Origin of the sequence: Haliscomenobacter sp. (assembly GCF_033763495.1) — a bacterium.
Lineage (GTDB): Bacteria > Bacteroidota > Bacteroidia > Chitinophagales > Saprospiraceae > Haliscomenobacter.
This window is the reverse complement of sequence record NZ_JANRKL010000228.1, coordinates 39,690-65,256: the sequence shown is the minus strand read 5'-3', so window position 1 is coordinate 65,256 and position 25,567 is coordinate 39,690. Positions and strand designations below refer to the sequence as shown.

General features: G+C 47.6%; 18 protein-coding genes. 8 read left to right on the top strand and 10 right to left on the bottom strand.

What is annotated here, in order from left to right:
• The first annotated feature begins 92 nt into the window (after window positions 1-92).
• The gene (locus SFV55_RS27100) at window positions 93-1,595 is read left to right on the top strand and encodes a lipopolysaccharide biosynthesis protein (RefSeq protein ID WP_320032723.1); all 1,503 of its coding nucleotides are present in this window, start codon (window positions 93-95) and stop codon (window positions 1,593-1,595) included.
• Window positions 1,596-1,613: 18 nt separating this feature from the next.
• Complete coding sequence (locus SFV55_RS27095) at window positions 1,614-2,435, top strand: SDR family NAD(P)-dependent oxidoreductase (protein WP_320032722.1); 822 nt, start codon at window positions 1,614-1,616, stop codon at window positions 2,433-2,435.
• Between the two features lie 165 nt (window positions 2,436-2,600).
• On the opposite strand, the gene SFV55_RS27090 is transcribed toward SFV55_RS27095, so the two are convergent.
• From SFV55_RS27090 to SFV55_RS27075, 4 genes are all read right to left on the bottom strand, one after another.
• A complete protein-coding gene (locus SFV55_RS27090) occupies window positions 2,601-4,415 on the bottom strand; it encodes a M56 family metallopeptidase (protein WP_320032721.1) in 1,815 nt (604 codons plus the stop codon).
• 30 nt (window positions 4,416-4,445) lie between these two features.
• On the bottom strand, window positions 4,446-4,805 hold the full coding sequence (locus SFV55_RS27085; protein ID WP_320032720.1) for a BlaI/MecI/CopY family transcriptional regulator: 360 nt from the start codon (window positions 4,803-4,805) through the stop codon (window positions 4,446-4,448).
• Window positions 4,806-4,933: 128 nt separating this feature from the next.
• Window positions 4,934-6,082, bottom strand: a complete 1,149-nt coding sequence (locus SFV55_RS27080) for a metallophosphoesterase (protein WP_320032719.1) — start codon at window positions 6,080-6,082, stop codon at window positions 4,934-4,936.
• 192 nt (window positions 6,083-6,274) lie between these two features.
• A complete protein-coding gene (locus SFV55_RS27075) occupies window positions 6,275-7,081 on the bottom strand; it encodes an RNA methyltransferase (RefSeq protein WP_320032718.1) in 807 nt (268 codons plus the stop codon).
• Window positions 7,082-7,180: 99 nt separating this feature from the next.
• On the opposite strand from SFV55_RS27075, the gene SFV55_RS27070 reads away from it, so the two are divergent.
• Window positions 7,181-8,071 (top strand): class I SAM-dependent methyltransferase, encoded by an 891-nt coding sequence (locus SFV55_RS27070; protein ID WP_320032717.1) that lies wholly within the window; start codon window positions 7,181-7,183, stop codon window positions 8,069-8,071.
• A 12-nt stretch (window positions 8,072-8,083) separates the two neighbouring features.
• A complete protein-coding gene (locus tag SFV55_RS27065; RefSeq protein WP_320032716.1) occupies window positions 8,084-8,545 on the top strand; it encodes a hypothetical protein in 462 nt (153 codons plus the stop codon).
• Between the two features lie 47 nt (window positions 8,546-8,592).
• Here SFV55_RS27065 and SFV55_RS27060 read toward each other — a convergent pair whose 3' ends face one another.
• From SFV55_RS27060 to SFV55_RS27050, 3 genes are read right to left on the bottom strand one after another with little or no spacing between them, the layout of a single operon-like run.
• Window positions 8,593-9,897, bottom strand: coding sequence for an amidohydrolase family protein (locus tag SFV55_RS27060; RefSeq protein WP_413776747.1), 1,305 nt, complete (start codon window positions 9,895-9,897; stop codon window positions 8,593-8,595).
• Between the two features lie 4 nt (window positions 9,898-9,901).
• On the bottom strand, window positions 9,902-11,272 hold the full coding sequence (locus tag SFV55_RS27055) for an amidohydrolase family protein (RefSeq protein WP_320032714.1): 1,371 nt from the start codon (window positions 11,270-11,272) through the stop codon (window positions 9,902-9,904).
• Between the two features lie 22 nt (window positions 11,273-11,294).
• Window positions 11,295-13,037, bottom strand: coding sequence for an amidohydrolase family protein (locus SFV55_RS27050; RefSeq protein WP_320032713.1), 1,743 nt, complete (start codon window positions 13,035-13,037; stop codon window positions 11,295-11,297).
• A 373-nt stretch (window positions 13,038-13,410) separates the two neighbouring features.
• On the opposite strand from SFV55_RS27050, the gene SFV55_RS27045 reads away from it, so the two are divergent.
• Window positions 13,411-16,386 (top strand): glycoside hydrolase family 3 N-terminal domain-containing protein, encoded by a 2,976-nt coding sequence (locus tag SFV55_RS27045; RefSeq protein ID WP_320032712.1) that lies wholly within the window; start codon window positions 13,411-13,413, stop codon window positions 16,384-16,386.
• A gap of 77 nt (window positions 16,387-16,463) precedes the next feature.
• Here SFV55_RS27045 and SFV55_RS27040 read toward each other — a convergent pair whose 3' ends face one another.
• Together SFV55_RS27040 and SFV55_RS27035 are read right to left on the bottom strand one after the other, a co-directional pair.
• Entirely contained in the window at window positions 16,464-17,042 is a 579-nt protein-coding gene (locus SFV55_RS27040; RefSeq protein ID WP_320032711.1) for a Crp/Fnr family transcriptional regulator, read from the bottom strand.
• A 150-nt stretch (window positions 17,043-17,192) separates the two neighbouring features.
• Window positions 17,193-17,906, bottom strand: coding sequence for an NUDIX hydrolase (locus SFV55_RS27035; RefSeq protein WP_320032710.1), 714 nt, complete (start codon window positions 17,904-17,906; stop codon window positions 17,193-17,195).
• Between the two features lie 134 nt (window positions 17,907-18,040).
• On the opposite strand from SFV55_RS27035, the gene SFV55_RS27030 reads away from it, so the two are divergent.
• From SFV55_RS27030 to SFV55_RS27020, 3 genes are all read left to right on the top strand, one after another.
• Window positions 18,041-19,651 (top strand): carboxylesterase/lipase family protein, encoded by a 1,611-nt coding sequence (locus SFV55_RS27030; RefSeq protein WP_320032709.1) that lies wholly within the window; start codon window positions 18,041-18,043, stop codon window positions 19,649-19,651.
• A 370-nt stretch (window positions 19,652-20,021) separates the two neighbouring features.
• Entirely contained in the window at window positions 20,022-20,513 is a 492-nt protein-coding gene (locus tag SFV55_RS27025; RefSeq protein WP_320032708.1) for a T9SS type A sorting domain-containing protein, read from the top strand.
• A gap of 34 nt (window positions 20,514-20,547) precedes the next feature.
• Entirely contained in the window at window positions 20,548-22,950 is a 2,403-nt protein-coding gene (locus SFV55_RS27020) for a polymer-forming cytoskeletal protein (protein WP_320032707.1), read from the top strand.
• Between the two features lie 120 nt (window positions 22,951-23,070).
• On the opposite strand, the gene SFV55_RS27015 is transcribed toward SFV55_RS27020, so the two are convergent.
• Window positions 23,071-25,524: a S9 family peptidase gene (locus SFV55_RS27015; RefSeq protein WP_320032706.1), complete on the bottom strand. Its 2,454-nt coding sequence runs from the start codon at window positions 25,522-25,524 to the stop codon at window positions 23,071-23,073.
• Window positions 25,525-25,567 lie beyond the last annotated feature (43 nt).

Below are 25,567 nucleotides of genomic sequence, written 5' to 3'. Positions count from 1 at the left end.
GAGGCTGCCGCAGCGTTTTTGACAATAACCTTGTCTAAGTCCCTGCGGTAGCCTCTTTCATCTCTCATCTCTCATCTTTCATCTTTCTATAAATGTCTCTACTCAAAAAACTCGCCGGAGAAACCGCCATTTATGGCATGAGCAGCATTTTGCCGCGCTTGCTCAATTTTGTTTTGTTGACTCCTTTTTTGACCCGGGTGTTGAGCAAGGCGGATTACGGCATCTTTAATGATTTGTATTCCTATGTAGCGCTATTCAACATCCTTTTGACTTTTCGGATGGAGACGGCTTATTTCCGCTACGCTCAAAAAAAGGAAGACGTAGAACGGACTTTTTCTGCTTCTACTTTGTTTTTGTTGTTGTCTACACTCGTTTTTACGGGGATCGCGCTTTTTTTGGCGCAGCCCATTGCTGATCTTCAGCAATATCCGAAGCATCCAGAATTTATTATAGCCTTGATATTGATTTTGGGGCTAGATACGTTGACGGCCATCCCTTTTGCACGCCTGCGGTTTGAGAATCGCCCCTTGCGCTTCATGGGAATTAAATTGACCAACGTTGTTGTCAATATTCTGCTGGTGTTTTTTTACCTCTATTTTTGTCCAAAACTGGAGCAAAAAGCCGCCTGGCAATGGTTGCAATACCTGCATTTTGAGGACAATATGGTGGGTGATGTATTTCTGGCCAATGTAGTAGGCAGTGCGGTGAATTTGTTGCAGGTATTGCCAACTTACCTGCGCATGAAATTGCAGATCGATTGGGCCTTGCTGCGCCAGATGTTGCGTTATTCCTTTCCTTTGGTACTTGCCGGGATAGCCGGGGTGATCAACCAGTTTTTGGGTACACCCTTGTTGAAATTTTTAGGTGTTGGGGATTTGAATACGAACCTGGAAGAGGTGGGCGTTTATTCCGCAGCAGTGAAAATCCCCGTGATGATGAACCTTTTCACTCAGGCATTCAACTATGCTTCGGAACCTTTCTTTTTCCGGAATGCCAATGAAAAAGGCTCGGAAAAGGTCTATGGACAAGTGGCCCAAGCCTTCACTTTGGTAAGTTGCATCGCCTTTTTGGGCATTATGTTGAATATAGATTGGGTGGGATTGTTTTTGGGTGAAAACTTTCGAGAAGGTTTGGATACAGTGCCAGTACTCTTGCTGGCCAATTTGTTTTTGGGCTTGTTTACCACTTTTTCCATTTGGTACAAGTTGATCGACCGCACGGCAGTTGGCGGTTGGGTAGCCCTGGGTGGCTCCCTGATTACCATTGTGCTGAATGTGGTACTCATCAAACAGGGGTATGGCTATTACGCTCCGGCCTGGACCGCATTGATTTGTTATGTCTTCATGACCATCGTCAGTTATATGGCGGGCCAAAAATACCATCCTATTCATTACCCACTCGGGCGAATGGCCTTGTACTTCTTGCTGGCTTTGTTCGCTTATGGCCTGAGTGAAGGGCTGCGGCACCTGGCACAAGGAGCACTTCCGGTGATTTTGAGCATCAACTTTTTGATTCTTTTGGCTTATTTTGCGGCCATCGCCTGGATCGAAAAACCGTTAGTTGAACGTTTACTGAAACGGAAGAGGCAGGAATAAAACGCTAAGTTGTTTGTTATGGAAAAGCATTACACTCTCATTACCGGCGCCAGCATGGGCATTGGTCGTGCGTTGGCGGAGGAATGCGCCCAAAGAGGCAGAAATGTGTTACTAGTAGCATTGGATGGCCCGGAATTGCACGCTGCGGCCAGTGAAATTGCACAAAAATATGGAGTAGCGGCACAGCCCTTTGGCATCGACCTCACTGCACCTGATGCTCCGCTGAAAGTGTACTCCTGGTGCCAGGAAAATGAATACAGCGTAGATATCCTGATCAACAATGCCGGCTTTGGCCGCGGTGACATCCTGAATAAAATTCCCCTTGGCGTATACCAAACGATGCTGCGGCTCAACAATCAGGTGATGTTTGAAATGACCTATCATTTTTTGCCGCACTTGAAACAACTAGATAAAGCCTACATTCTCAATACCAGCAGTATGGAAGGCCTGATGCCGATGCCTTTCAAAACGGCGTATACCTCCACTAAACACTTTGTGACCGCCTTTTCCCTTTCCTTGCGCGAAGAGTTGGCCGATACCGGAGTCAGTGTAAGTGCCTTGTGCCCCGGCCCGGTGGTAACCAACGAGGATGGCCTCAAACGCATTCAACGCAGTGGACGCAAGGCCAAACTGGTCGTGATGTACCCCAATCAGGTGGCCCCTGTTGCGCTCAATGGTTTGTTCAGAGGCAAACGCATTATTATTCCGGGTGTGATGAACCAGATTATGATTTTGTTGAACAATGCATTGCCCTTGGCCTTACGGATGAGGCTATTGCGCAAAATTGGAGCAGGGGTTATTCCGAAGGAGGAGGCCCCAAGAGAAAATTCAACACTATAATCAGTAATTCTATATTTCGCTTCTTATTTCAAAATTTGAATAGGAACTCACACTACTGAACATATTTATTTTTTGCCACAAAGACTCAAAGACACTAAGCACAAATTCATTGTTTAATAGTGATTTGTGCCTTTGTGGCAAAAAATCTAATAGAATAAGAGAACTTCAATCCATATCGATTTCCAGGCGTAAATTAGCGGGTTCTGTTCGTTTAACCATTAGTGTACCTGGGATGTATTCCGTTTTTCTTCCTTCATATAAAATCATCTTTTTTACCTTGCTGATATCTATTTCAGGAAGTATGGACTCAAATACCTGACCATTGATTGAGACGATGAATTGTTTACCATTAGTGGCAAAGTCTCCAATTTTTTTCTTCACATATTCCCAGGATTTTTCTTGTACAGGAATACGATAAGTTGTGCTTCCGCTAGATGCCGATTCTACCCAATTGTTTGATGCAAGTTTTTCAAGTCTTTCTTTAATTTCTTTTTGCTCATGGTCAGTAATTTTTTGGCGATAGGCTTCAAGCACTATTTTGTCATTGGGCAATCCCAAAGTGATTAGCTCAATGGTATTTTCCCACTGATTGGCAATAAGTTTGTTTAGAAAATCCTGATCGAAGGTTCCCGTAGAACAACCATTCGGTTCTCCATAAATCACAATGGGAAGTTCATAGTTCTCATCATGCCAAACCGCACAACTTCCACCGGATGGACTGATTATTCTAGCACCAATTATTTTGCCTTTATCACTCCGTATTACTTCCAATTTCCTTCCCCAGGGTAGCGATAAGTTGAGCAATTTTTCTTGCTCTTCATTGGTCAGCTTCAAACTAAACACCAACACAAAAAATTTCTTTTCATCTTGCTTTGGGACAATCGTATCTACCGCATATTCTACATTTTTGGTTGTGGGCTTGGGTAAACCCGGAGCAAGTTTGCCCCCTGAGATAGTTACTGATTGGGCTAAACCAGGATCAATGAGGGCTTGATCAATGGCCTCAGACCTTTGAAGGGGCGAGGCGGGGTTGGCTATCAATACAGGCTGGTTAAAAACCGACAACATCGGCAGTAGGACCAAAACCACTGCATAACCCAACAAATACACTTTTGACGCGGGTTTCCGATTCATCATCATAATTCTTTCTTTGAGGAGTGAAAAATTGTAGGAAGTAGAAAGGCTGTTGCTGACATTGGCGTTCGACCAATTCAGCAAACTCAGCTGATATTGTTTTTTATTCCACTGCTGCTGCAACACACTGCGATCGGCTAAATATTCCAGGTTGGTTTCTACCAGTCGGCGGTACAGCCAAGCACCGGGGTTGAACCACTGCCAGACGAGTAGCAGCTCTGCCGCCAGAATATCTAGAGTATGCCGCTGTCGAACATGCGCTAACTCATGGGCTAGGATCAGTTTCAAGTCTTCACTTTGCAGCAAGGCTTCGGATAAAAAAATGGTACGCCCAAAAGCAAAAGGAGACAATTCCCCATGGCAAAAGGCCAGGTAGTAGCCATCCCTCTGCTCAAGGTGGGCTTTTCGGAATAATTTAAACAGCGAAAACAAGTGTATCAAAAAGCGTATGCCAAAAACAAAACAACCTAGAGCATAGAGAAGAAATAACAGTGGGGTAATTGGTATCTGGGGTTGTTTTGCCGAAAGATTCTCCTCCACCTGCAGCGTAGTTACTTGCTCAGCTGGATTTATTTCATAAAAAAATTGGGGTTCAGGCAGACCTCCACCTGTTTCCAAATTAGGTTTAGGTGCAGCAATTGCCTCCTTTTTTTGCCAAAAATGAACTGTCCATGCTGCTGGCAAATGCACGAATGGCAGGATCAGCGAAGCAAGCAAGATACTCCACAACAAAACCCGATTCCAGCGCAAAAAGGTACTTCGCCAAAACATCAAACTGTAAAGCAGGGTACCAGCAAGCAGCAGCACTACTGCTTGCAGCAAATGGGAATAAACCAAACCTTGCATGGGTATTACAGGATTACGAGAGGCATCTGACTACTCTCCTTTTTCAATGGCTTTTAAGATGTCTTTCAGTTCTTCAGGCGTAATTTTTTTCTCGCGGGCAAAAAATGCCACCATGTTCTTGTAGGAGTTGTCGAAATACGCAGCCATGGAATCCCCTAGGAACTGGCGTTGATAGGCTTCCTTGCTAATTTTGGGTAAGTAACAGTGAGTGCCCCCAAAGTCTTCATGGGTTACAAAGCCTTGGGTTTCCAGTTTGCGAATCACCGTTGATACCGTGTTGTAGTGCGGCTTTGGCTCGGGCAGTAGCTCGATGAGGTCCTTGACGAAGGCTCGTTCCAGTTTCCACAGGGCTTGCATCAGCTCTTCTTCTTTGCGCGTAAGTCGCTTCATTGTATTGCTTAATTGTGTAAGACAAACATACAACTAGTTTTGTAGTTTATCAACTATTTTTCTAGTTATTTTTAACAAAAAAAATACCAGTAACTTTTCGGTGCTACTGGCATTTTCATTTTCACTGCTTAAAATTTTAACTCCCCGCGTTTCCCCAGCTGATCAATCCTGAAAAATTTCCCCCCTTCATACAGAAATGCCGTTGAATTGGGATCCACATGGCGAGTATCGATGGCGATCACTTTGCCCCCATAAAAAGTTCTGACGGCATTGACCAGCGTATGGCCAACCACGATGTGCTTCCCCCCAAATTTCCGCAAGGACTCTTCTATTTCAGCATCCTGGGCCTGGGCCATCACGTAGTTTCGGTACCAAAGTGGGCCATTGTCACCAAACATAAACCTCAATATCTCATCGTCGATGCGGAAAACATCTTCTTGAATGAAGTAAAATGGGCGCATCATATTGTTGATTTCGGAGAGGGTTTTGTCAATGTAGTTCAAATCGGGTGACAATCCACCATGGACAAAGATAAAGTCGCCAATTCTTTCCACTACGTTTTTGGTCTCCAGCCAGCGGCCTAGTTCGGTGGACCTTTTGAACCAGTTAACGTAGGGCTCCTGGTACAAATCGGCATTGCGCATGTATTTGGGATGCACATAGCGATGATCATTGGACATGTTCAGAATCTCATGATTGCCCAAAATGTAATGTACATACCCCCCGGCAGCTTTGGCTTTTTCTTCTAGGTCATAAATGAGCCAAAGGGTTTCAGTGACATTGGGGCCACGGTCAAAAAAATCACCAACACAAACCAGGTGGCCTTTGCCAAAAGTCCAATTGTACTTTTCGTCGATTACTTTATGTGAGATCAAAAAATTGCGAAAGGACCCAAAATTGCCCTCAATGTCGGATACAGCAAGGATTTTTTCAGCCTTGGGGTACTCTGTATTTTCAATTCTGTATTTGGATTTTAGCTTGGTGCTGAAATTCCATTCAGGATTTTTGGTAAAGCGGCACTCAATTTTTATAGCATCCTTCTGTTTGGCCTCAATGGAATCGAGCGTCGCTACAGCCGTAGTGTCTTTCATCCGGATTTGTCGGATATACACCTTATTTTTGCGGTAAAAAAGGTGTGGCCCATCCGTATCTGCCTTACCCATCTGAGGAGGCAAAGGAGTAGTATGGTCTTCCTGTGCCATCAGTACATTGCTGATTAAAGCAAAGAAAAACACCAGAAATATAGCGTTGAAAAAAGCTGATTTGTCTGTGTTCATAATACGTCTCTTGTGATCAAAATAATTAGGGTCAAGCGTTTTGTTTTTTGATTTGTCGTCAAAATAAAAAACTTGTGCAGCCTTTTATAACAAATTTACCCTAAGCCATTTACTTTATGACGAAATAAAAGCGATTAGCCACAGTTTATACTCGAAATACTCATAACAATTTCAATTGCCAGGAAGAACAATTTACTTTCTTTGGCGCAATGCCTCGAACAATAAAATAGCCGTAGAAACAGAAACATTCATCGAATCAACTAGGCCCTGCATTGGGATAATGACCCGCTGATGGGCATTTTGAACCCAAAAAGTAGAGATTCCATCCGCTTCAGTTCCCATCACGAGGGCAGTGGGTCCCTGCAAATCACAATCGTAATAGGGGTAACTGGCTTCCAGGTGGGTGGCAAAAATCCGAATCTGGTGTTTTTGTAGCCATTCCAGCGCTTCCGCGGCAGTTGTACTAAAGATGGGTACAGTAAATACTGCGCCTAAACTGGCCCGAATTACATTGGGGTTATACCAATCCGTTTGGGGATCGCACAATAGTACCGCATCTACTCCGGCAGCATCGGCAGTACGCAAAATGGCTCCCAAGTTACCTGGTTTTTCTACCGTTTCAAGCACCAGGATCAAAGGATTTGCTTTAACCTTAAATTCGTTTAAATCCAGGGACTTGCTGCGCAATACTGCGACTACATTGGGCACGTTCGCCCGATACGCGACTTTTTCCATCACCGCACCACTTACCTGAATCAAATGCTGAGCAGCAGCGGGCTGGTGCTTTAAAACTTGCTGGATGCTTTCTTCTGGGGTGAGGTCCGGATTGTATAAGAGCTGTTCCACTGTAAAACCTCCTCGCAAGGCCATCCCCACTTCGATCAAGCCCTCAGCTACCAACAAACCCTGTTTGCGCCGTTCCCTGGCTTTCTCCAGTAAACTGCCGATGTTTTTAATCAATGGATTTTGCAGACTGCTGATTATCTTTGCCGTTGACATAACCTTACTTCTTCACCTTAAATAAAACAGAGTGCTAAAACTGCACAAATTCGTGCACTTAACCTACTCTGAAAGGTTTATTTTGGTGTATTCGCAACTATGCAGGCATTACCCTTACCTCCTTTTGAGGATTACGAGCTCATCGATAGCGGCAATTTTAAAAAATTGGAACGCTTTGGACCTTACGTGCTTTCACGCCCAGAGCCCCAAGCCATTTGGTCGCCTGCACTGAGCGAAGCAGAGTGGAACAAAAAAGCCCTTGCGACCTTTAATCGCAAATCTGGTGCAGCCGCAAATGCCGAGGATGGCAATTGGGAACTCAAACCCGGCATGCCCGAACAATGGCATATTCGCTACCACCATGATGGGATGCATTTGGCCTTTCGATTGGGGCTTACCTCCTTCAAACATGTTGGCATTTTCCCGGAACAGGCTGAAAACTGGAACTACATCTACCGGGGGCTACAACAAATGGACGTCAATCAACCCGTAGTACTCAATCTTTTTGCCTATACGGGTGGTGCCTCCTTGGCCGCCAAAGCTGCTGGTGCCGACGTGGTCCATGTGGATTCGGTTAAACCTGTGGTAAGCTGGGCCCGCCAAAACATGGAGGCCAGCCAACTGAGCAACATCCGCTGGACGGTGGAGGATGCCCTAAAATTTGTACGCAAAGAAGCCAAAAGAGGCCGTAAATACCAGGCCATCATCCTGGATCCACCGGCGTATGGCCGTGGCCCGGAGGGTGAAAAATGGTTATTGGAAAAACACTTGCCTGAACTATTGGAGCATTGTGGGCAAATCCTGGACCCGGAACATCATTTGTTGATCCTCAACTTGTATTCAATGGGCTTCTCTGCCCTGATTGCCGAAAATCTGGCCAAGCAATACTTTCCTTTTGCACAAGAGGTAGAAAATGGGGAATTGTACATCCAGGATCAGGGGGGGAGGAAGTTGCCGCTGGGGGTTTTTGCAAGGTTTTGTAAAAAATAAAAATTGAGTAATATGGAACAGCTCCTCAAAAAACTCAACTACAAAGACCAATCCCCCATACTCTTGCTCAATCTCCCTGCTGAATTGAGCGACTTTGCCCATTACATTCAGAGCGTGACCGAATTGGTCGATAGCCTGGATAAAGTAGAAAAACCTCAATTTGCCCTTTTCTTCGTGACCCAGTTGTCCGAAATTGAAGCCATTGCGCACAGTCTGCAAGGCCGCCTGGAAGCTGATCCCATCATTTGGTTTGTGTATCCCAAAGGTACCTCCAAACGCTACAAGTGTAATTTCAATCGGGATACCGGTTGGGCAGCTTTGGGCAAACTCGGACTTGAAAGTGTAAGAATGGTGGCCGTCAACGAAGATTGGAGTGCCCTGCGCTTCAGAAGGGTGGAGTACATCAAAGTTTTGACCCGGAAATTCGAGACTTTGTCAGAAGAAGGGAATAGAAAGATGAGAGATGAAAGATGAGAGCGGTAACGCAAATGTTTTATCTCTCATCTTTCATCTTTCATCTCTTACTTATCCAATCCCGGTGAGCGCTTCAAGAACTCATGGTACAACTGAATATGCCGGCTATCCAGCGGCACTTGCCAACCGTCGATGAACAAGTACTTGATTTGCGACTTGGTTTCCAGCGCATCGCCAGTGGTGGCGAATAAGGTCGCACTTTTGCCCACTTCCAGTGATCCAAGATTCTTATCCACGCCAAAAATCTCTGCGGGAATAATCGTGATGGCTTTGAGTGCCTGCTCCTTGCCCAACCCGTAAGCCGCTGCAAAGCCTGCATTGAAGGGCAGATTCCGCACGTTTTCCACTTCGAAGGTCCGCAAGGCTACTTTGACCCCTGCCTTGTGCATCAAACCCGCGTTGGCGTAGGCTTTGTCATACCGATCGGATGAACGAGTAGGCAAGGCAATCACCGGGCCAGTGATGACCGGAATTTTGGCCTTGGCCAGTTTATCGGCTACCCGCCAGCCTTCAGCTACACCGGTGAAAACCACCTTGGTGATTTTTTTGCTCTCTACCCATTTGATGGCACCTTCGATGTCTTCCGCGCGATTCACTTCGATCATCAATAACATCTGGCCACGAACTACGGGTGCCAAAGCCGCCATTTCCGGATTGTAAGGCACTTTTACACTCGCGTCTTTTTGGGCAGCTGAATCTACTTTGGCATAAAATTTTGCACCTTCCCAAATCTCGTTGAGCTTGGATAAGGCTTTTTCCTGCTCTTTTTTCAATTCTTCCTCGGTTCGTTGAGGACCAAAGAAGCCTCCCGCCCGGCCCAGGCTGGGAAAATTCATGATCATTCCTTTGAATCCGGCAAACATCTGATCCGGCGTATACCCCACCAGATTGATCAGAGATGCTGTGCCTGGGAAGCGGCCACCCGTAGGGGCTACCAAGGCTGTAGTCACGCCATTTACGCGGGTAACCGGAATGGCAGTTGCATTGGGATTGACCGCAGTAAGGGCCTCTACCTGTGGGGTGAGGTCGCCCAACTCGTCGTCGTCGTTGGTCACGTCGACTGATTCTACTTCCACCAGGCCCAATTGGGTGCCCCCGTCAATCAAGCCGGGATACAGTGTCAAACCTTTACAGTCGATGACTTGAGCGCCCGCTGGCACAGCAGCGTTGGCACCCAGGGCCGTAATTTTTCCATCCTGGATCACCAGGGTGCCTTGCACCAGGCCCTTGGTCACGGTTTGAATGCTGGCGTTGGTCAGGGCATAGGTTCCCTTGCTGGGTTTGGCCACCTGACCAAACAGCGCAACGCCCCCTAAAACCAGAAAAAATATGCTTAGAAATCTCATTTTCATCTGATTAATTTTTCAATTGAAACAATTGCTCCATCGCTTCTGCCACGCCTTGCATACAACGGTCGTGATCGTGGCCAGAGCCCATTTGGAAAGTGGTCGTAGCCCGGATGGGGTCAATGTCCAAACGCATATCGTCTGGATCATTGGCGCGATCAAAACGTACTATCCCGTCAACGATGGTGATCATAGGTACTGCATACACGGACAGGGGATGTCCATCAAAAATGGCCACATCCGCATCCTTGCCTACTTCCAGGGAACCAACCCGGTTTTCTACGCCCAACTGTTTGGCCGGGTTGATGGTGATCAGAGCCAGGGCTTCTTCGTCGGTCAAACCACCATAATATTGGGTCTTGGCCGCTTCGTGGTACAAGTGACGGATGTAGTCGCCAGAGTCAGAGTTGATGGAAGTGACTACGCCATTTTTGGTCAAAATACTTGCGTTGTAAGCCGTAGAGTAATACACCTCAAACTTGTAAGCCCACCAATCGGCAAACACCGAAGCCGAAGCACCAAAGGCAGCCAATTCGGGCGCAACCTTAAAACCTTCGTTCACGTGTTGGAAGGTGATTTTTTTGATCCCAAAATCCTTACACACATTCATCAGCATCAGGATTTCGTCAGCGCGGTAGGAGTGGCAATGAATCAGGATCTCGCCACTCAATACAGCGGCCAAAGTTTCCAAGCGGCGATCGTATTTGGGAGGCAAAACCGTTGGTTTGCTGGCTTTTTCGGCATTGTATTTTTTCCAGGCCTCACTATAGGCTTTGGCTTCGGAGAAAGATTTGCGAATCACAAACTCAACCCCCATGCGGGTACGTGGTACGATCCCCCGGCCAATCCCGTGTACGCGAGTAGGGTTTTCACCCAAGGCAAATTTGATGGTCCGTGGTGCACCTTCCATGGGGTATTCGTTGGGATTGAGGGTGCCGTAGCGGTGCTTGATCGTTTGGCATTGCCCGCCAATGGCGTTGGCCGAACCGTGCATGGCGTGGCTGGAAGTACATCCACCCGCCAAAGCCCGGTAAATGGAAATATCCATAGGGTCGATAGCGTCACCTACGGCTACTTCAGCCGTAACCGGGTTGGTGGCTTCGTTTACTGCGTCAATGGCAATGTGAGAGTGGGCATCAATGATGCCCGGCATCACGTATTTGCCAGTGGCGTCTATTGTTTTGACTCCGGCTGGAGCTGTCAGTCCCTTACCAATGCGGGTGATTTTTCCATTCTCGATCAGGACGTCGGAGCCTTCCAGCGTACCTTTGGTCACGGTCAATACCGTGCCGTTTTTGATGAGCATACTGCCTTTGCTAGCTTGGGCATTGAGACCCAGGGCAATCAACAGGCAGCAACTTATGATGGTGAATTGCTTCATTGTTTTGTTTTTTACCGTTTCATTAATCGCGTGGCTCCTTGGAACCTTCGACGGGGAATGCGCCATAGTCTCCAACTTTTACTTTGCCGGAAAACTTGTTGCCGTCAAAAGTAATCGCGAAGTCGAGGGGCAATTCCTGGCCCATGTTAACCGTAGAACTAAAGGTCAACTCGTTGCCTTTTAGTGCTGGGCTGGTCAAGGACTTGCTTTGGCCGTCCGCACCGGTCCAGCTACCGCCAATTTTACCGCCGTCATCGATCAGGCTCAGAATGCCTTTGTATAAGGTTCCCTGTGCATCAATTTCATAATTCCATTTGCCGATGAATTTGCTCAGGTCGCTTGGGGCAGCCGCGCTACCACGGGCACCTGCAGGGCCACCTGCACCAGGACGAGCAGCTGCTTCCGCTTCAAATTCATAAATGGCACCATCAACGAATACGTAGCGCACCTGTGATTTTTCATCAAAATAAGGCTTCTTTGACACCACCAGGTTGGCAATTTTGCCTTTTTCCACCGTACCCAAACTTTGCGCTACGCCAAACATGGCGGCGGGAGTGGTGGTCAAGGCTGCCAAGGCTTGATCTTCTTTCAAACCCGCTTTAACCATGCGCCGCAAGGCTTCCCGGATGTCGGCAGTTTTGGCATTCATAGTCGAAAAGCCAAAGTTGATGCTTTTTCCCGCGAAGGTAGCAGCCTGTGCTTCGTAGAGTTTCATCTCGTCAGCACGGCGTTTTTCAAGGCGCTCCAGTTCAGGGTCTTTGGCGGTAGTGTCCTTCTTAGCTGGTTCCTTTTTATCCATTTTAGGCAAATCCAAAGAAAGGATCACTGGAATATTCTGAGCCTTGAGCTGGTCGGCCAGTGGCCAGGCTTGACGCAGACCGCCAAGGATAAGCGGGAATTTCAGTTCTTGTTGCAGCGCCAGTACCCGGTAAACCGACTTGAGGTCAGGTGCCACAAAACAAACTGGACGTTGCTTGTCGATGACCGGATAAAATGCCTGCAAAGAACGATCCACCTCAGGGCGAGACATACCGGCAGGATTGGCGGCGTACATTTTTTCGTGCGCTTTGGCTTGTTCGGCCTGTTTGTACAATTCCCGGAATTTGGACATTACGGCAATCACGGTGTTGGGGTACAATCCCTGCGCGCCTACCAATTGACTAATCATGGCGTAATTGTCTTTCAATACCATATTGTCAGCAGCCGTGCCGCCCAGCGAAATCAGGGCACTACTGCCTGGCAGCATCCGACCCATTGGCGCAACGTGGGCATTGGTAAAGCCCAGTTTGCGCAAATCTTCGATGGATTTTTCAGTAGCTTTAATGAGGTTGCGGGCCTGCAATTCGGGCTGAATGCCCGCCAGGTCATTGGGAGGGCTGCCTGGGTTAACCCCCGTTTGGCGTTGGCCTTGGCCACCACCTCCGCCGCCAGGTCCACCCCCGGCAGTGGGGCGTACTTCTGGCCTGGGAATACCCGCATTGGAGAGGGCATCAATAAATCCAGCGTATACGAACATGGAGTCCGCAGGAATGATTTTAGCGTCGGCAGGAATGCTCACATTTTGACCCGCACTGATGATCAACCCATCTTTGATCACGACCGTACCATTGCTGATGGTTTGGCCTGGTTTGACTACGATGGTGGCATTTTTGAGTGCATAGGTTCGGGTGATCGGCTTGAGAGCCTCTTCACTGCTTTGAGCTAAGCCCGTACTCAGGCACCATACACTTAGTAGGGTGGTAAGGGTTAGCGATAGTCCTTTCATACTCAGGTTTTACAAGGTTGAAAATAAATATTGGCGTTATTTTAGGTAGAAAAAAAATCCCATTTTTCTATAAGCGACCAATGACGCTAAAAATACCGCAAAAGGCATAAAATGTTAGTAGGAAAGTTTAGTTTTTAAAAAATCATAAAATGTTAAATTTTCACAAAATCGGGAAAAGAGAACTGTAAATCCACAGGAAGCCTTATATTTAAGCCATTGAGGTTGTCAAAAAATGAAAAACAACTAGCCCTAACACCTGAAATAGAGCTTTTTGTATTGAAAAACCTACTGCTTATTACTGATCAGCTCATCCCATCGACGTATCAGCACATGCTCTAATTTTTTGCATTATTCGCCAAACACGTACTTAGCCATGAAACCAGTAGCAGCCATTCTACTCACGCTAATGCTTTGTGTCCTGTTTTTAGCTCGGACTGCGGCTCAAAAAGTGTACAGTATCAACCCCGCTTCCCCCACTGAAAAACACTGGGTGGATTCGGTATTCAAATCCATGAGTACAGACGAGCGGATTGGCCAATTGATCATGATTCGGGCGCATTCCGACAAAGGAGATGCCTATGCGGAATCAGTAGCGGAAATTGTCAAAAAATACAAGGTAGGTGGCCTTTGCTTCTTTCAGGGCACTCCCGAAAAACAACTGGAATACACTAATAAATACCAAACGCTTTCCCGCATTCCCCTCATGGTGGCCATTGATGGCGAATGGGGCTTGGGAATGCGCATGAAAGAAAGCGCCATCAGCTTTCCCAAACAATTGACCCTTGGTGCCATCCAAAACAACGACCTGCTTTACAAAATGGGCCAGGAAATTGCCCGCCAAAGCAAACGGATTGGCCTCAATGTCAATTTTGCCCCCGTTGCCGACATCAACAGCAATGCCCGTAATCCGGTGATAGGTTACCGCTCCTTTGGTGAAGACCGTTACAATGTGACTGTCAAAGCTTACCACTACATGAAGGGGATGCAGGACAATGGGATCATGGCTTGCGCCAAACACTTTCCGGGCCATGGCGATACCGATGCCGATTCTCACTACGACCTCCCGGTGGTTAACCACCAAATGAACCGCCTGGACAGTGTGGAGTTTTATCCTTTTCGCTCGCTGGTCAACTATGGCATAGGTGGCGTGATGGTTGCCCATTTACAAGTGCCTGCCCTGGATGATCGGGATAATCGGCCTACCTCCTTGTCGCGCAATACAATTACCCATGTGTTGCGGCGGGCGATGGGCTTTGAAGGTTTGATTTTTACGGATGGGATGGAAATGCAGGGCGTTACCGAACATTTTTCGGATGGCATTGCCGAAGCTGAAGCAATTCTGGCTGGCAATGATATGATTTGTGTGCCGCCCAGTACCGCCAAGGCCATCGAAGCACTCCAGCGTTATGTGCGGGAGGGCAAAATCAGTCAGGAGCAAATTGATGCCAGTGTTAAACGGATTTTGAGCTACAAGTTTCGCCTGGGTTTGACCAAATACCAGCCTAAAGATGTACTTACTGCTCGCAAAGATGTCAATGCGGCCCAAGCCGAAGCGCTCAAACGTGAGTTGATCAAAAATGCACTGACCATGGTGCGCAACACCCAACATCTGGTGCCTTTTGGGCGGGTGGATACCCTGAGTTTTGCGTCTTTGAGCATTGGTGCCGATGGGATGACGGCTTTTCAGAAACGACTGTCTTCCTACGCCAAGATGACTCATCTGTATACCGGCAAGGAGCTCAATGACGATCGTCAGGCGGCTTTGCTGGCGCAATTGAGCAAATACAAGGTCGTATTTGTCGGCTTGCACGACATGACTTCCTCGGCTTCCAAAAACTACGGCATTTCATACAGCAGCATTCAGTTTTTGAAAAAACTCAACACCAAAACCCGGGTGGTGCTCAGCATTTTTGGCTCACCTTATAGTTTGAAGTTTTTTGATGAATTTGAATCGGTACAAATGGCTTACGAAAGTGAGGCCCTGGTACAGGACCTGAGTGCTCAGGCACTTTTCGGAGCATTTGGCATGACGGGGCGTTTGCCCATCACCGCCTCCGAGCGTAGCCGTTTCAATGCCGGTGAAGAAACCCAGGCCAATGGCCGGATGGGGTACAGTATTCCAGAAGCAGTGGGGATGTCTTCAGATACCCTTAACCGCATTGAACTCATCGCCAACGAAGCCATCAATGTGGCAGCAACGCCGGGTTGTGTGGTACTTGTAGCCAAGGATGGGCAAATCATTTATGAAAAAGCCTTTGGACACCATACTTACCTCAAGGACCATCCGACCCAAACCTCGGATGTATTTGACCTGGCTTCCGTAACCAAAATTGCGGCCACCACCATTTCCATGATGCGTTTTATGGACGATGGCCGCATCGATTTGCGCAAGCCCCTCAGCAATTATCTCCCGAATCTCAATGGCACCAACAAGGCCGCTATGGTCATTCAGGACATCATGGCGCACAATGCGGGTTTGATCGGTTGGTTGCCTTTTTACAAACGAACCTTGGCGCATACACCAGATAGTTTGAACAAACCATCCCTAAAATATTACCGCAGCGCACCCGAAGGAGACTTTGTGGTACCCGTGGCCAGTAATTTGTACCTGCATAAAAATTTCATGGACAGCATTTTTCTGCAAATCCGCCAATCGGAGTTGCGCCCCAACATCAACTACCGTTACAGCGACCTGGGTTTTTACTTATTGGCGCAAATGGTGGAACACCAGAGTGGAATGGGTTTTGACAAATATGTGGATTCAACCTTCTATGCTCCGCTCGGATTGCAGTCTGCGACTTTTAACCCCTGGAAAAAATTCCCGATAGAACAAATGCCGCCCACCGAGGAGGATCATTACTACCGTCAGCAGCGGGTGCAAGGCTATGTACACGACATGGGCTCAGCCATGTTGGGAGGGGTAAGTGGTCATGCGGGCCTCTTTTCCAATGCCAATGACCTGGCCGTGATCATGCAAATGTTGTTACAACAAGGTTACTATGGGGGAAATCGCTACCTGGAACCCCAAACGGTGCAAAACTTCATCACCCGCCACCCGCGCAGCATTCGCCGAGGGGTAGGTTTCGACATGTACCCCATGGGGGCGAGTTACCCCACCAATATGTCGGCGCAGGCTTCGGAAAGCACTTTTGGACATACAGGTTTTACGGGCACTTGTACCTGGGTGGATCCCGAGCACAATTTAGTGTACGTATTCCTCTCCAATCGCACTTTTCCTTCTCAGCACAACAATCGTTTGGAGAAATTTGATACCCGGCAGCGGATACAGGGGGTGGTTTATAAGTCGATTCGGCCGAAGGGGGCTGGGGGAGCGAGTTCGGCGCAGTAGGAGCGCTATCTTACAGTAATTCCAAGGCGGCATATTTGTGTCCTTTGTGAAAAAATAGAGTCAATGTAGTCAATACCTCACCTTTCCAACTGCCGCTTCCGAATCCGACTAAACGTCTCCGGCGTCATGCCCAACATGGACGCCAAATATTGCAGCGGCACCTGATTGAACAACTCCGGATTTTGACTAAAAAACAAGTGGTAACGCTCCTCGCTTGATAGCGAAAGGTGGGTGACAATCCTCTCTTCCAACATGGTAAAACAGCGGGCGATAAACAATTTTTCCAGCGTTGACCAACGAGGAACCACCTGGTCAATTTTGGCGTAATCTGTTTTCGAAATCACCAACATGTCTACTTCACTCAAGGTATGCAAATTCCAACGGGCGGGCTGCTGGAATAAAAAACTGGCCAAATCAACCGAAAAATAACCAGGTGAGGAAATCCACTTGGTGACCTCCCGGCCTTTGTTGTCGATCAAATATTCTCGAATGATGCCGCTTTGTACAAAGCCTAAAGAGTCTGCGTATTGCCCTTCTTTCAACAAATAAGTTCCTTTGGGGTAGGTTTTGGGTTTAAAAAATTGAAGGACCTGTTGGAGGTTTTCAGGCGGGAAGCCGAAATAGGATTGAATGTATTTTTCGAGTTCGTTGGGCATAGGGAGTTTGGTTGTTTTTCAAAATTAACGCAAAAGCAGCATAGTTTCACCGAGGACACAAACATTCGTCATCCCCAATTTTAGCTGAAAAAAGCAATTAGAAACAAACGGTCTTCTTCAATTGCTTTTTTCAGCTAAAATTGGGGATGACTAATGTTTCATAAAACTGTACAAATACGGCGCCTTATGCGCCCCCCCCGAGTACTGTTTTTCATGCCGTTCCAACAAATTCAAGCTCAACATGCGGCGCTGAAAAGTGGTGCGCAACAGTTTTGTACCTAAAATTGCTTCGTAAGCTTGTTGCAATTCCTTCATGGTAAACTTAGGTGGCAACAGATTGCCCCTCGCCAATTTCCGATCCAGATTGTCCCGCAGGGTTTGTAAGGCTTTTCCCACAATCTGCGTATGGTCCATCATCAGCGGTGGCAAGGCGTTGACGGGATACCAACGGCAGGAGTCAGACAAGGCATCCGGCTGCGGCACCACGTCCTTGTAATTGATCAAGGCATAGTAGGCCACCGAAATGAAGCGCTCCAACATCCAATGGTATTTTTCGGGAGAAAGCCCGTTTTTGATCAAAATGGTCCGCATCGGTTCCGCATTGTTCCGATCGGCATCACCAAAGGTGTAAAACTGCTCCAGGTGAATATTGTCCAGCCCGGTCCGCTCCTTCAGCCCACGCCTCACGGCATCATTCAGGTGTTCATTTTTTTGTACAAAACCTCCAGGTAGTGCAAAAATATTGGTGTTGTGGTATTCCATGATCAGGATTTTCAGCTGCGTGCCGGAAAATCCAAAAATCACCGAATCGTAAGCAAGATGGGGTAAATGATCAATAACGGTAGGTGGAGAAGTCTTCTGCATAATGGGCATTCAAACCTTTTCTCAAAAGTAATAGGATTTTTTCAAAAATAGCGCTATTATTGTCACAAATTGATACAATAGGATTTTTGCCCATTTTACAACGTAACACTTTCTTTAACCTTCATCCATTCGCAATGAAAAAACTAGGATTGAGCTTCCTTTTAGTGGGAGCTGCCATTGCTGCTTTTGCACAGCAGATCACGGGCGAAAACGTAGCAGTTGCCAACACCGACGCCGGTAAAGTACGGGGCTACATCAACAACGGGATTTTTACCTACAAGGGCATTCCCTACGCCGAGGCCAAGCGTTTTGAATCGCCACAAAAGCCCAAACCCTGGACTGGAGTGCGGAGCTCGATGACTTACGGGCCAGTTGCACCATTATTGACGCCCACCAATGTAACCGCAGCAGGTGACGAATCGGAATTTGTGTTCAACCACAGCTGGGGTTTTCCAGGAGAAGATTGTATGCGCATCAACGTTTGGACGCCCAGCATCAGCGATGGTAAAAAACGTCCGGTGATGTTTTGGATCCACGGCGGTGGCTTTACCGCAGGTTCTTCGCAGGAGTTGCCTTCCTATGATGGCGAAAATCTGGCTAAAAAAGGCGACGTGGTAGTAGTGTCCATCAACCACCGCCTCAACATTTTGGGTTATTTGGATCTTTCGGCTTATGGAGACAAGTACAAACACTCCGCCAACCTGAGCATTCTCGACATGCGGGTGGCCCTGGAATGGGTTAAAGCCAATATCGCCAACTTTGGCGGTGATCCCAACAACGTAACCATCTTCGGTCAATCCGGCGGCGGGGCCAAAGTGAATACCCTGATGGCCATGCCATCGGCAAAGGGTTTGTTCCACAAAGCCATCAACCAGAGTGGAGCTTTCCGTTCAAATATGATGGGAAAAACCGAAACCCAGGCCATTACTGCCGAAGTGCTCAAAGTGCTCAAACTGGCACCAAATCAGGCCGATAGCCTGCAAAAAATTCCTTTTGCGCAATTGAGCGCTGCCGGCAATCAGGCATTGCGGAACATTACTGAGCGCATGCGGGCAGAAGGCAAAACAATTCCAGGTTTTGGTCTCAGCTGGGGGCCCAGTATCGATGGTGATTTGTTGCCTTACCAACCCATGTCGCCTGAGGCGCTGGAATTGTCCAAAACCGTTCCCTTGCTGATTGGTACGGTGAAAAACGAATTTATGGCCTCTGGCCGCGCCGGACTGAGCAATGGTAGCCAGGAGCAGGTAATGGAATACATCAAAAAACAGCAAGGCGACAAAACTACTTCCTTTGTTGCAGCAGTAAAAAAGGCTTATCCCAACGATAAAAAGCCCTCAGATCTGTTGGATGTTGACATGACCTTCCGCCCAGGTGCCGTGAATCAAGCCAATATCAAATCGTCTTTGGTAGGCGGTGCCCCAGTCTACATGTACTTGTTCACCTGGCAGTCGCCAGTTATGGATGGTAAGTACAAAGCCATGCACTGTATGGAATTGCCTTTTGTGTTCAACAACATTGCCCGTTGTGCGGAAATGACCGGAGCCACCAAAGAGGCCTACGCCCTGGCAGCCAAAATGAGCCAATCCTGGATCAATTTTGCACGCACTGGCAACCCTGCTCATGCCGGACTTCCAGCCTGGGAAAAATATACCGAAGCTAAGGGAGCTACCCTATTTTTTGACAACTTGTGCCAGATTCGTTACCACCATGATCAAGACCTGATCAAACTGGTGGCCGCGCAATAAATCGAGCTAAAAACAGGCATCACTCCAATCGTTCAAACTAAGAATAAAGGCAAAACGAGCACAACAGAAGCTGGGTCATCTTGGATTTGAAATTTCAACAATTCAGGATGGCCCAGCCTTTGTGCTGATAAAATGCTTTAGATTTATTTTAAAAAATTCACGATGAATTTAGGTTTGCTTTTGAATAGAAGCGTTAAAAAAATGCACAGACATTAAAAAAAACGTATATTGCTGACTCAGAGCGCTTTTTTGTCCTCCCTTCTCTGATTCTGTAAATTACTCAAAACAAAACAAGACGGCCCGTATCAGCATTCAAAGTTCCATCAGCGAGCTTGTGGATAAGTATATCTATTTCAAAAAAACATACGTCATGAAAAAAATCCTTATAGTCCTTCTCGCCTGCTTGTTGGCACCTTATATCCGAGGACAAAGCCTGGAGCGATCCGTGTTGGGGGCGGCAGGTAAAACCGACGCCAGCAAGACCATTCGTTTGGAATGGACATTAGGGGAGGTAGCCGTTAGCCACTTTGAGCATCCCGGCGGCGAAATCAACGAAGGCTTTCACCAACCTTACCTAATCGTTGAATCAGATCAGACACTGACCACATCCGACCAACGCTTTCAAATTTACCCCAATCCGGTAAGTGCCGATTTGTTCGTCAAAGCCAAATTGCGGGCCAATGAACAAGTTTGGCTACGCTTGATCGATCCCACTGGCCGCCTGCTTTTACCCGATCGTCTTACGGGAGGATTGGTCGACGAGCAATTGGATTTACAGCGTTTCCCGGCCGGGCACTATTACCTTCTGGTGCTGAATACCAAGGGAAAAGTGTTGCAGTCTGCTAAAATTCTTAAGCAATAATCCCTGAAATTTTAACACCCTAAACTTCATTGTCATGCAAAAATTTTTCGCCTTATATGTTCTTTTATTCGTTTGGATTGGCTTTGCTCAAGCCCAACAAATCAGCTCTTTTCCAGGCATGAATTACCAGGCCGTTGCTCGCGACGCTGCAGGTAAATTGCTCGCCAAAAAGACCGTTTTTTTGCGGGTAAATCTTTTATCCGATGGCCCAACAGGCAGTGCCGTTTATTCAGAAATACACCAGGTCACGACCAACGAAAACGGGTTATTTAACCTCGTCATCGGAAAAGGTGAGAGCAAAGGCAAAACCTTTCAAACTATTCCCTGGGCTGAAAAAAACATTTGGCTGGAACTGGCCCTGTCTGAAAGCAAAAAAGAAGCGTTTAGCGTAATTGGAGCCAGCCAGTTGTTGGCAGTGCCTTATGCCTACCACGCTGGGTCGGCTGAAACCTTGCACTTTCATGAAAACAATGAAAAAAGCTCCTGTAGCCGGGTGGCCGCCGGAATGCCCTTTTGGACCGTCAATGGCAATGACAAGGTGTCCGATGAATGCCATTTTATTGGCACAACGGTAGATGAAGACCTGGTTTTTAAAACCAACAATGTGGAAAGACTCCGCATTTTAGCGGACGGGAGGATAGATATGCCAGGTAACCTGTTTATCCACGGCAACCTTACGGTAGATGGGGATGGTAGTTTTTTTAACCTCAATACCAAAAATGATCTGACTGTAGGTAAAAACGGAACAGTGGGCAAAGACTTAAGTGTGGGCAACAATGGCTCCATTGCCAAAGACCTGAGCATTGGCAATCAAACCGCCACCAAAATCCTTCAAGTCAATGAATCGGCCACCGTGAATGGCCCGTTGACGACCAATGGCCGTTTGATTGTAAACGGTGGTGCTGATGGAAGCCAAAGCAAGCAGGAGAGTTATCCTCTGCTGGTAAAGGGCAGTACCCAGGGGATTGCCATCGAAGTCACCCCAACAACCAATAGCAACCTGGAATCAGGCCGTGGCAACAATTACGTGTCCTTCTGGAAAAATGGAGCAATGACTGGCCGCATTGAGGGCATGAATACGGGAGACCTCGACCCTTCGGGTTTGGTTGGCCTGATCACCAAAATGGTTACTGATCCACCTCCAGGTATTAGTTATAAATTTGGAGATTTGGTCATCAATCTGTTGCCAAAAGTAGATGTCGATGCAAGTTTTGATCCTTTTAGCGTAGACGTGGTTGTCACTTTGCCTAACCTAAATCTCGACAATCCCTTCACCCGCTTACCTGGAAACTTTCTGGAGTTCATCGAAAATCCCACGGGTGGGCCAGCCAGTTTCATTTATAAAAACATTTTTGAACCCATCGCCTGTGATCCCCAAACCGGGCTTTTTACCATCGGTGCTGGACCTGAAGCCGCCACCAATTTCAAGTCTCAGATTTTTTCAAACTATACCCTGGACATCCTCACCAACTCGGTTGTGGTTTTTGGCTCGATAGTAGAAACAGTGACCAGCCTGGCCAGCGTACTCGACCCCGAAGACATCTTTAGTGATGCTTTTGATTTGGTGATTGATGTTACGAATTTGACTTTGGTGGCCACTTATGCCGATTTGAGTTTGGGCGTGGCTTTTGAGTCGGGCTCAGGTGACTATGCCGAGTGGCTACCTCGTGTGGACCCAGCCGAAACCATGAGCATTGGTGATGTGGTGGGTGTAAATGGAGGCAAAGTGTCCAAAAAATTCAGCCAAGCCGAGCGTTTTATGGTCGTATCCGCCTCACCAATTGTGCTGGGAAATATGCCAAGTACGAAGGAAGGAGAAAAGAACTCCGAAAAAATTGCCTTTATGGGGCAAGTACCTGTAAAAGCGCGAGGTGTGGTAAACATCGGCGATTACTTGCTGCCTTCGGGCGAGGGTGATGGTTTGGCTATTGCTGTAGCCCCCGATAAGATGAAGGCCCGCGATTTCAAACGCATTATCGGTGTCGCCTGGGAAGCCGCTGACGGCAGCGAGTTTTTCAAATTGATCAACACTGCCGTGGGTTTGAACCAAAATGACACCGGGAAACTCATCGAAGAAATGCAAATGGTGATCAATCAAATGCAAAAGGCAATTCAGGAGCTGAAGCCTGATTACCAGCCGCACCTATTTGAAGTAGGAGAAACAACTTTGGCAAATCGCCCAGCCGCACCAGACTTCACGGTTTCCAATACCCACCCTTCTCAAATGGACAATTATTTTCAGGGTAAAAATTATTCCAACCGCCAGGAGATGCTGCAAGATGTGAAAAAAGCACTGGTAGAACGGGCGAACATCAACCTGGATAGGTACCCTTTGATTGCGTATATGTTTGATCACCCGGAGCAGGCCCAGGACATGGCGAAGTATTACAACCAGGTGAAGGAGACGCTAAGTGAGGCGGTAGGAAAACGGAAATAAACATTATGCAAGCTCCTAAAGTGCTTCTTTGGTGTTTTAAGTTTTTTAGGTGGTAAAAAACACAATTTTCACCACCTAAGAAACCTAAGACACCAAAGAAGCACCTCAGGAATGCTGCGCTTAAGGCTTCGGACTCACCTTACCCGCATCCACATTCGCATTCTTCACATACTTCTCCAACCAACCAAACTGCTCCTGCAGCATGTGCAGAATGTTTTCCCGGCCAGCATAACCGTGGCTTTCGTGCGGTAGACTCACAAATTTTACGGTGCCCCCATGTCCTTTGATGGCATTGAACATCCGCTCACTTTGGATCGGGTAGGTACCCGTGTTGTTGTCCGCTTCACCGTGGATCAACAGAATCGGCGTTTTGATTTTGTCCGCAAAGCTGAATGGGCTCATGGCGTGGTACAAATCGGGGTTTTGCCAATAAGTCCGGTCTTCGTTTTGGAAACCAAAGGGGGTCAAAGTCCGGTTGTAGGCACCACTGCGTGCAATCCCTCCTTTGAACAGGTTGGTATGCGCCAAGAGGTTGGCCGTCATAAAGGCACCGTAACTGTGGCCACCTACCGCCATGCGGTTGCGGTCGCCCACACCCATTTCGGCCAGTTTGTTGACGGCTGCTTCAGCATTCATTTTCACCTGATCTACAAAGTTGTCGTTGGGTTGTTTGCTCGGATCTGTTGCTACGATGGGCATTTCTGCGTTGTTGAGCACCGCGTAACCCTGAGTCACGTAGAAAATTGGTGAGCCCCAGTTCAACAAGGTGAAGCGGTGCTCGCTACCCCGAATTTGGGCCGCATCGGCAGCAGAATTGAATTCGCGAGGGTAAGCCCAGATGAGGGTTGGCAGGGGCCCATCGCGTTTGGGGTCGTAACCTTTGGGTAGGTACAAATCCCCGGTGAGGTCAACCCCGTCGGCGCGTTTGTAGGTGATTTTTTCCTTGCTTACGCCGTCCAATTGTGGATAAGGGTTGGTGAAATTGGTGATTTTCCGGTCGGCAATGCGCAATTTCAGGTCCTTGAGCCAATAGTTGGGCATCGTTTTTTCGTCTTCCCGGCGCGTCAGTAGCGTCAGTTTATCTGCATCGAGTACACTTACTACCGATTCAAAAGTGCCCTCGGGGCAACGCCAAATGATGTCGGTTTTTTTGGTGTTCAGGTCCAGGGTAGCCAAAAATGGCAAGTCGCCCTTAGGAGAAGCTCCGGTAGGGTTATTCATCAAAATTTTGCTGCCGTTATCGATGGTTTTGATGACACTGCGATTGTACTGGTTCATTTCAGTAACCGGTAAGCCGGGGTTACCGTAAGCATCGGTGGTATTGCGCTCCATTAGCATGCTCAATTCGCCGGTGCTGGGGTTGTAGCGATTGGTACGGGTCATTTGTTTGCTGCCAAGTCCCTCGGTAACCAGGGCCAGATTGGCATTGCCCCAGGATGTACCATAGTAACGCAACTTGGTTTTGAACAGCTCTTTTTCATTGCCCGTAAAAGGAGCACTGAGGGCATACACCGCATCGTGGTATTCTACATTCTTTTTGATCATGCCACTGTCGAGGGGCATACACCAAACGACGGTAGCCGCTTCGTCATCGCGCCATTCGATGCCACGAGGTACATTTTGTACGTTGTCACGACCGCTTGGAGTCGTTTCACCTGATGGCAAATCAACCAGTTTTTTCACCACTTTTCCAGTAAGATCCGTGATGGTTACAGTAGAAGCAAAACGGTTGGCTGTGACCAAATAAGAGAAAGGTTTGTTCAAAGTCCGGGTCAACAGGTACTTTTTATCGGGGGAAATGTCGATGCTGGCGTAAATGGCAGGCAGCCCAATTTTGGTTTCCACTCCATTCACGTTTTTCACCAGTTGAGACTTGGCATAAAAGCCAAACAACTGCTCATCATGAGGGCTTTTGATCAAGTCCTGGAAGGTAGGTTGGGGAGCTGCTTTGCCATAGTTTTCCTGGGTAGTTGGGCCCTTGGGCATGATCGGTTTGGGCGGTGCACTTGCAGCAGGTGCGAGAATTCCCTTGTACAAGATGGTATTGTCGTCGTACCATTGGTAGCTGGCACCCAACACGGCATTGACCCCCATTTTATTGATTTTGGTGGCTTTGAGTGTGGCAATGTCGATGACGTACAAATCGACGTGATCGCCCAGGGTATTGGTAAAGGCAATTTTTTTATCCGTTGGGCTCCACCTTACGTTTCCAGCATTAAGTGGCACTGGCAAACCGGTGATTTTGGATTCCTTCCCAGTAGCGATGTTTTTCAGGTACAGGTTGTTGATAAAATTTTGGCGACTGGGCGAGTAGTTTTTGGGATTGATCCGCAAACCCGCAATGCGCAGTTCAGGTTGAGCCAATTCCTCCACCGAAGGGTAGGTACTCACTTCAGTTAGTAACATCCATTGGCCTTTCTCATCCACATTCACATTGGGTGCAGGTTTGGCCAGGAGCATATCGGAAATGGTTTTGGGCGGTGTTTTGTAGGCTACATCCTCCTGGGCGCATAGGGGCGCCGCAGCACATAGTAAAAATCCGGTGACGATAGAAAACAGTTGTCGTGTTAGCATGACAAATTGGTTTTATTTAAAGTTAAATTAGCCACAATCTAAC

What these genes read in the sequence shown, in the direction of transcription:
- SFV55_RS27030 (WP_320032709.1), top strand. Translation starts at nt 18,041, where the DNA reads ATGAAAAAACTAGGATTGAGCTTCCTTTTAGTGGGAGCTGCCATTGCT.
- SFV55_RS27070 (WP_320032717.1), top strand. Translation starts at nt 7,181, where the DNA reads ATGCAGGCATTACCCTTACCTCCTTTTGAGGATTACGAGCTCATCGAT.
- SFV55_RS27095 (WP_320032722.1), top strand. Translation starts at nt 1,614, where the DNA reads ATGGAAAAGCATTACACTCTCATTACCGGCGCCAGCATGGGCATTGGT.
- SFV55_RS27040 (WP_320032711.1), bottom strand. Translation starts at nt 17,042, where the DNA reads ATGCCCAACGAACTCGAAAAATACATTCAATCCTATTTCGGCTTCCCG.
- SFV55_RS27020 (WP_320032707.1), top strand. Translation starts at nt 20,548, where the DNA reads ATGCAAAAATTTTTCGCCTTATATGTTCTTTTATTCGTTTGGATTGGC.
- SFV55_RS27055 (WP_320032714.1), bottom strand. Translation starts at nt 11,272, where the DNA reads ATGAAGCAATTCACCATCATAAGTTGCTGCCTGTTGATTGCCCTGGGT.
- SFV55_RS27075 (WP_320032718.1), bottom strand. Translation starts at nt 7,081, where the DNA reads ATGTCAACGGCAAAGATAATCAGCAGTCTGCAAAATCCATTGATTAAA.
- SFV55_RS27045 (WP_320032712.1), top strand. Translation starts at nt 13,411, where the DNA reads ATGAAACCAGTAGCAGCCATTCTACTCACGCTAATGCTTTGTGTCCTG.
- SFV55_RS27085 (WP_320032720.1), bottom strand. Translation starts at nt 4,805, where the DNA reads ATGAAGCGACTTACGCGCAAAGAAGAAGAGCTGATGCAAGCCCTGTGG.
- SFV55_RS27050 (WP_320032713.1), bottom strand. Translation starts at nt 13,037, where the DNA reads ATGAAAGGACTATCGCTAACCCTTACCACCCTACTAAGTGTATGGTGC.
- SFV55_RS27080 (WP_320032719.1), bottom strand. Translation starts at nt 6,082, where the DNA reads ATGAACACAGACAAATCAGCTTTTTTCAACGCTATATTTCTGGTGTTT.
- SFV55_RS27100 (WP_320032723.1), top strand. Translation starts at nt 93, where the DNA reads ATGTCTCTACTCAAAAAACTCGCCGGAGAAACCGCCATTTATGGCATG.
- SFV55_RS27060 (WP_413776747.1), bottom strand. Translation starts at nt 9,897, where the DNA reads ATGAAAATGAGATTTCTAAGCATATTTTTTCTGGTTTTAGGGGGCGTT.
- SFV55_RS27015 (WP_320032706.1), bottom strand. Translation starts at nt 25,524, where the DNA reads ATGCTAACACGACAACTGTTTTCTATCGTCACCGGATTTTTACTATGT.
- SFV55_RS27035 (WP_320032710.1), bottom strand. Translation starts at nt 17,906, where the DNA reads ATGCAGAAGACTTCTCCACCTACCGTTATTGATCATTTACCCCATCTT.
- SFV55_RS27090 (WP_320032721.1), bottom strand. Translation starts at nt 4,415, where the DNA reads ATGCAAGGTTTGGTTTATTCCCATTTGCTGCAAGCAGTAGTGCTGCTG.
- SFV55_RS27025 (WP_320032708.1), top strand. Translation starts at nt 20,022, where the DNA reads ATGAAAAAAATCCTTATAGTCCTTCTCGCCTGCTTGTTGGCACCTTAT.
- SFV55_RS27065 (WP_320032716.1), top strand. Translation starts at nt 8,084, where the DNA reads ATGGAACAGCTCCTCAAAAAACTCAACTACAAAGACCAATCCCCCATA.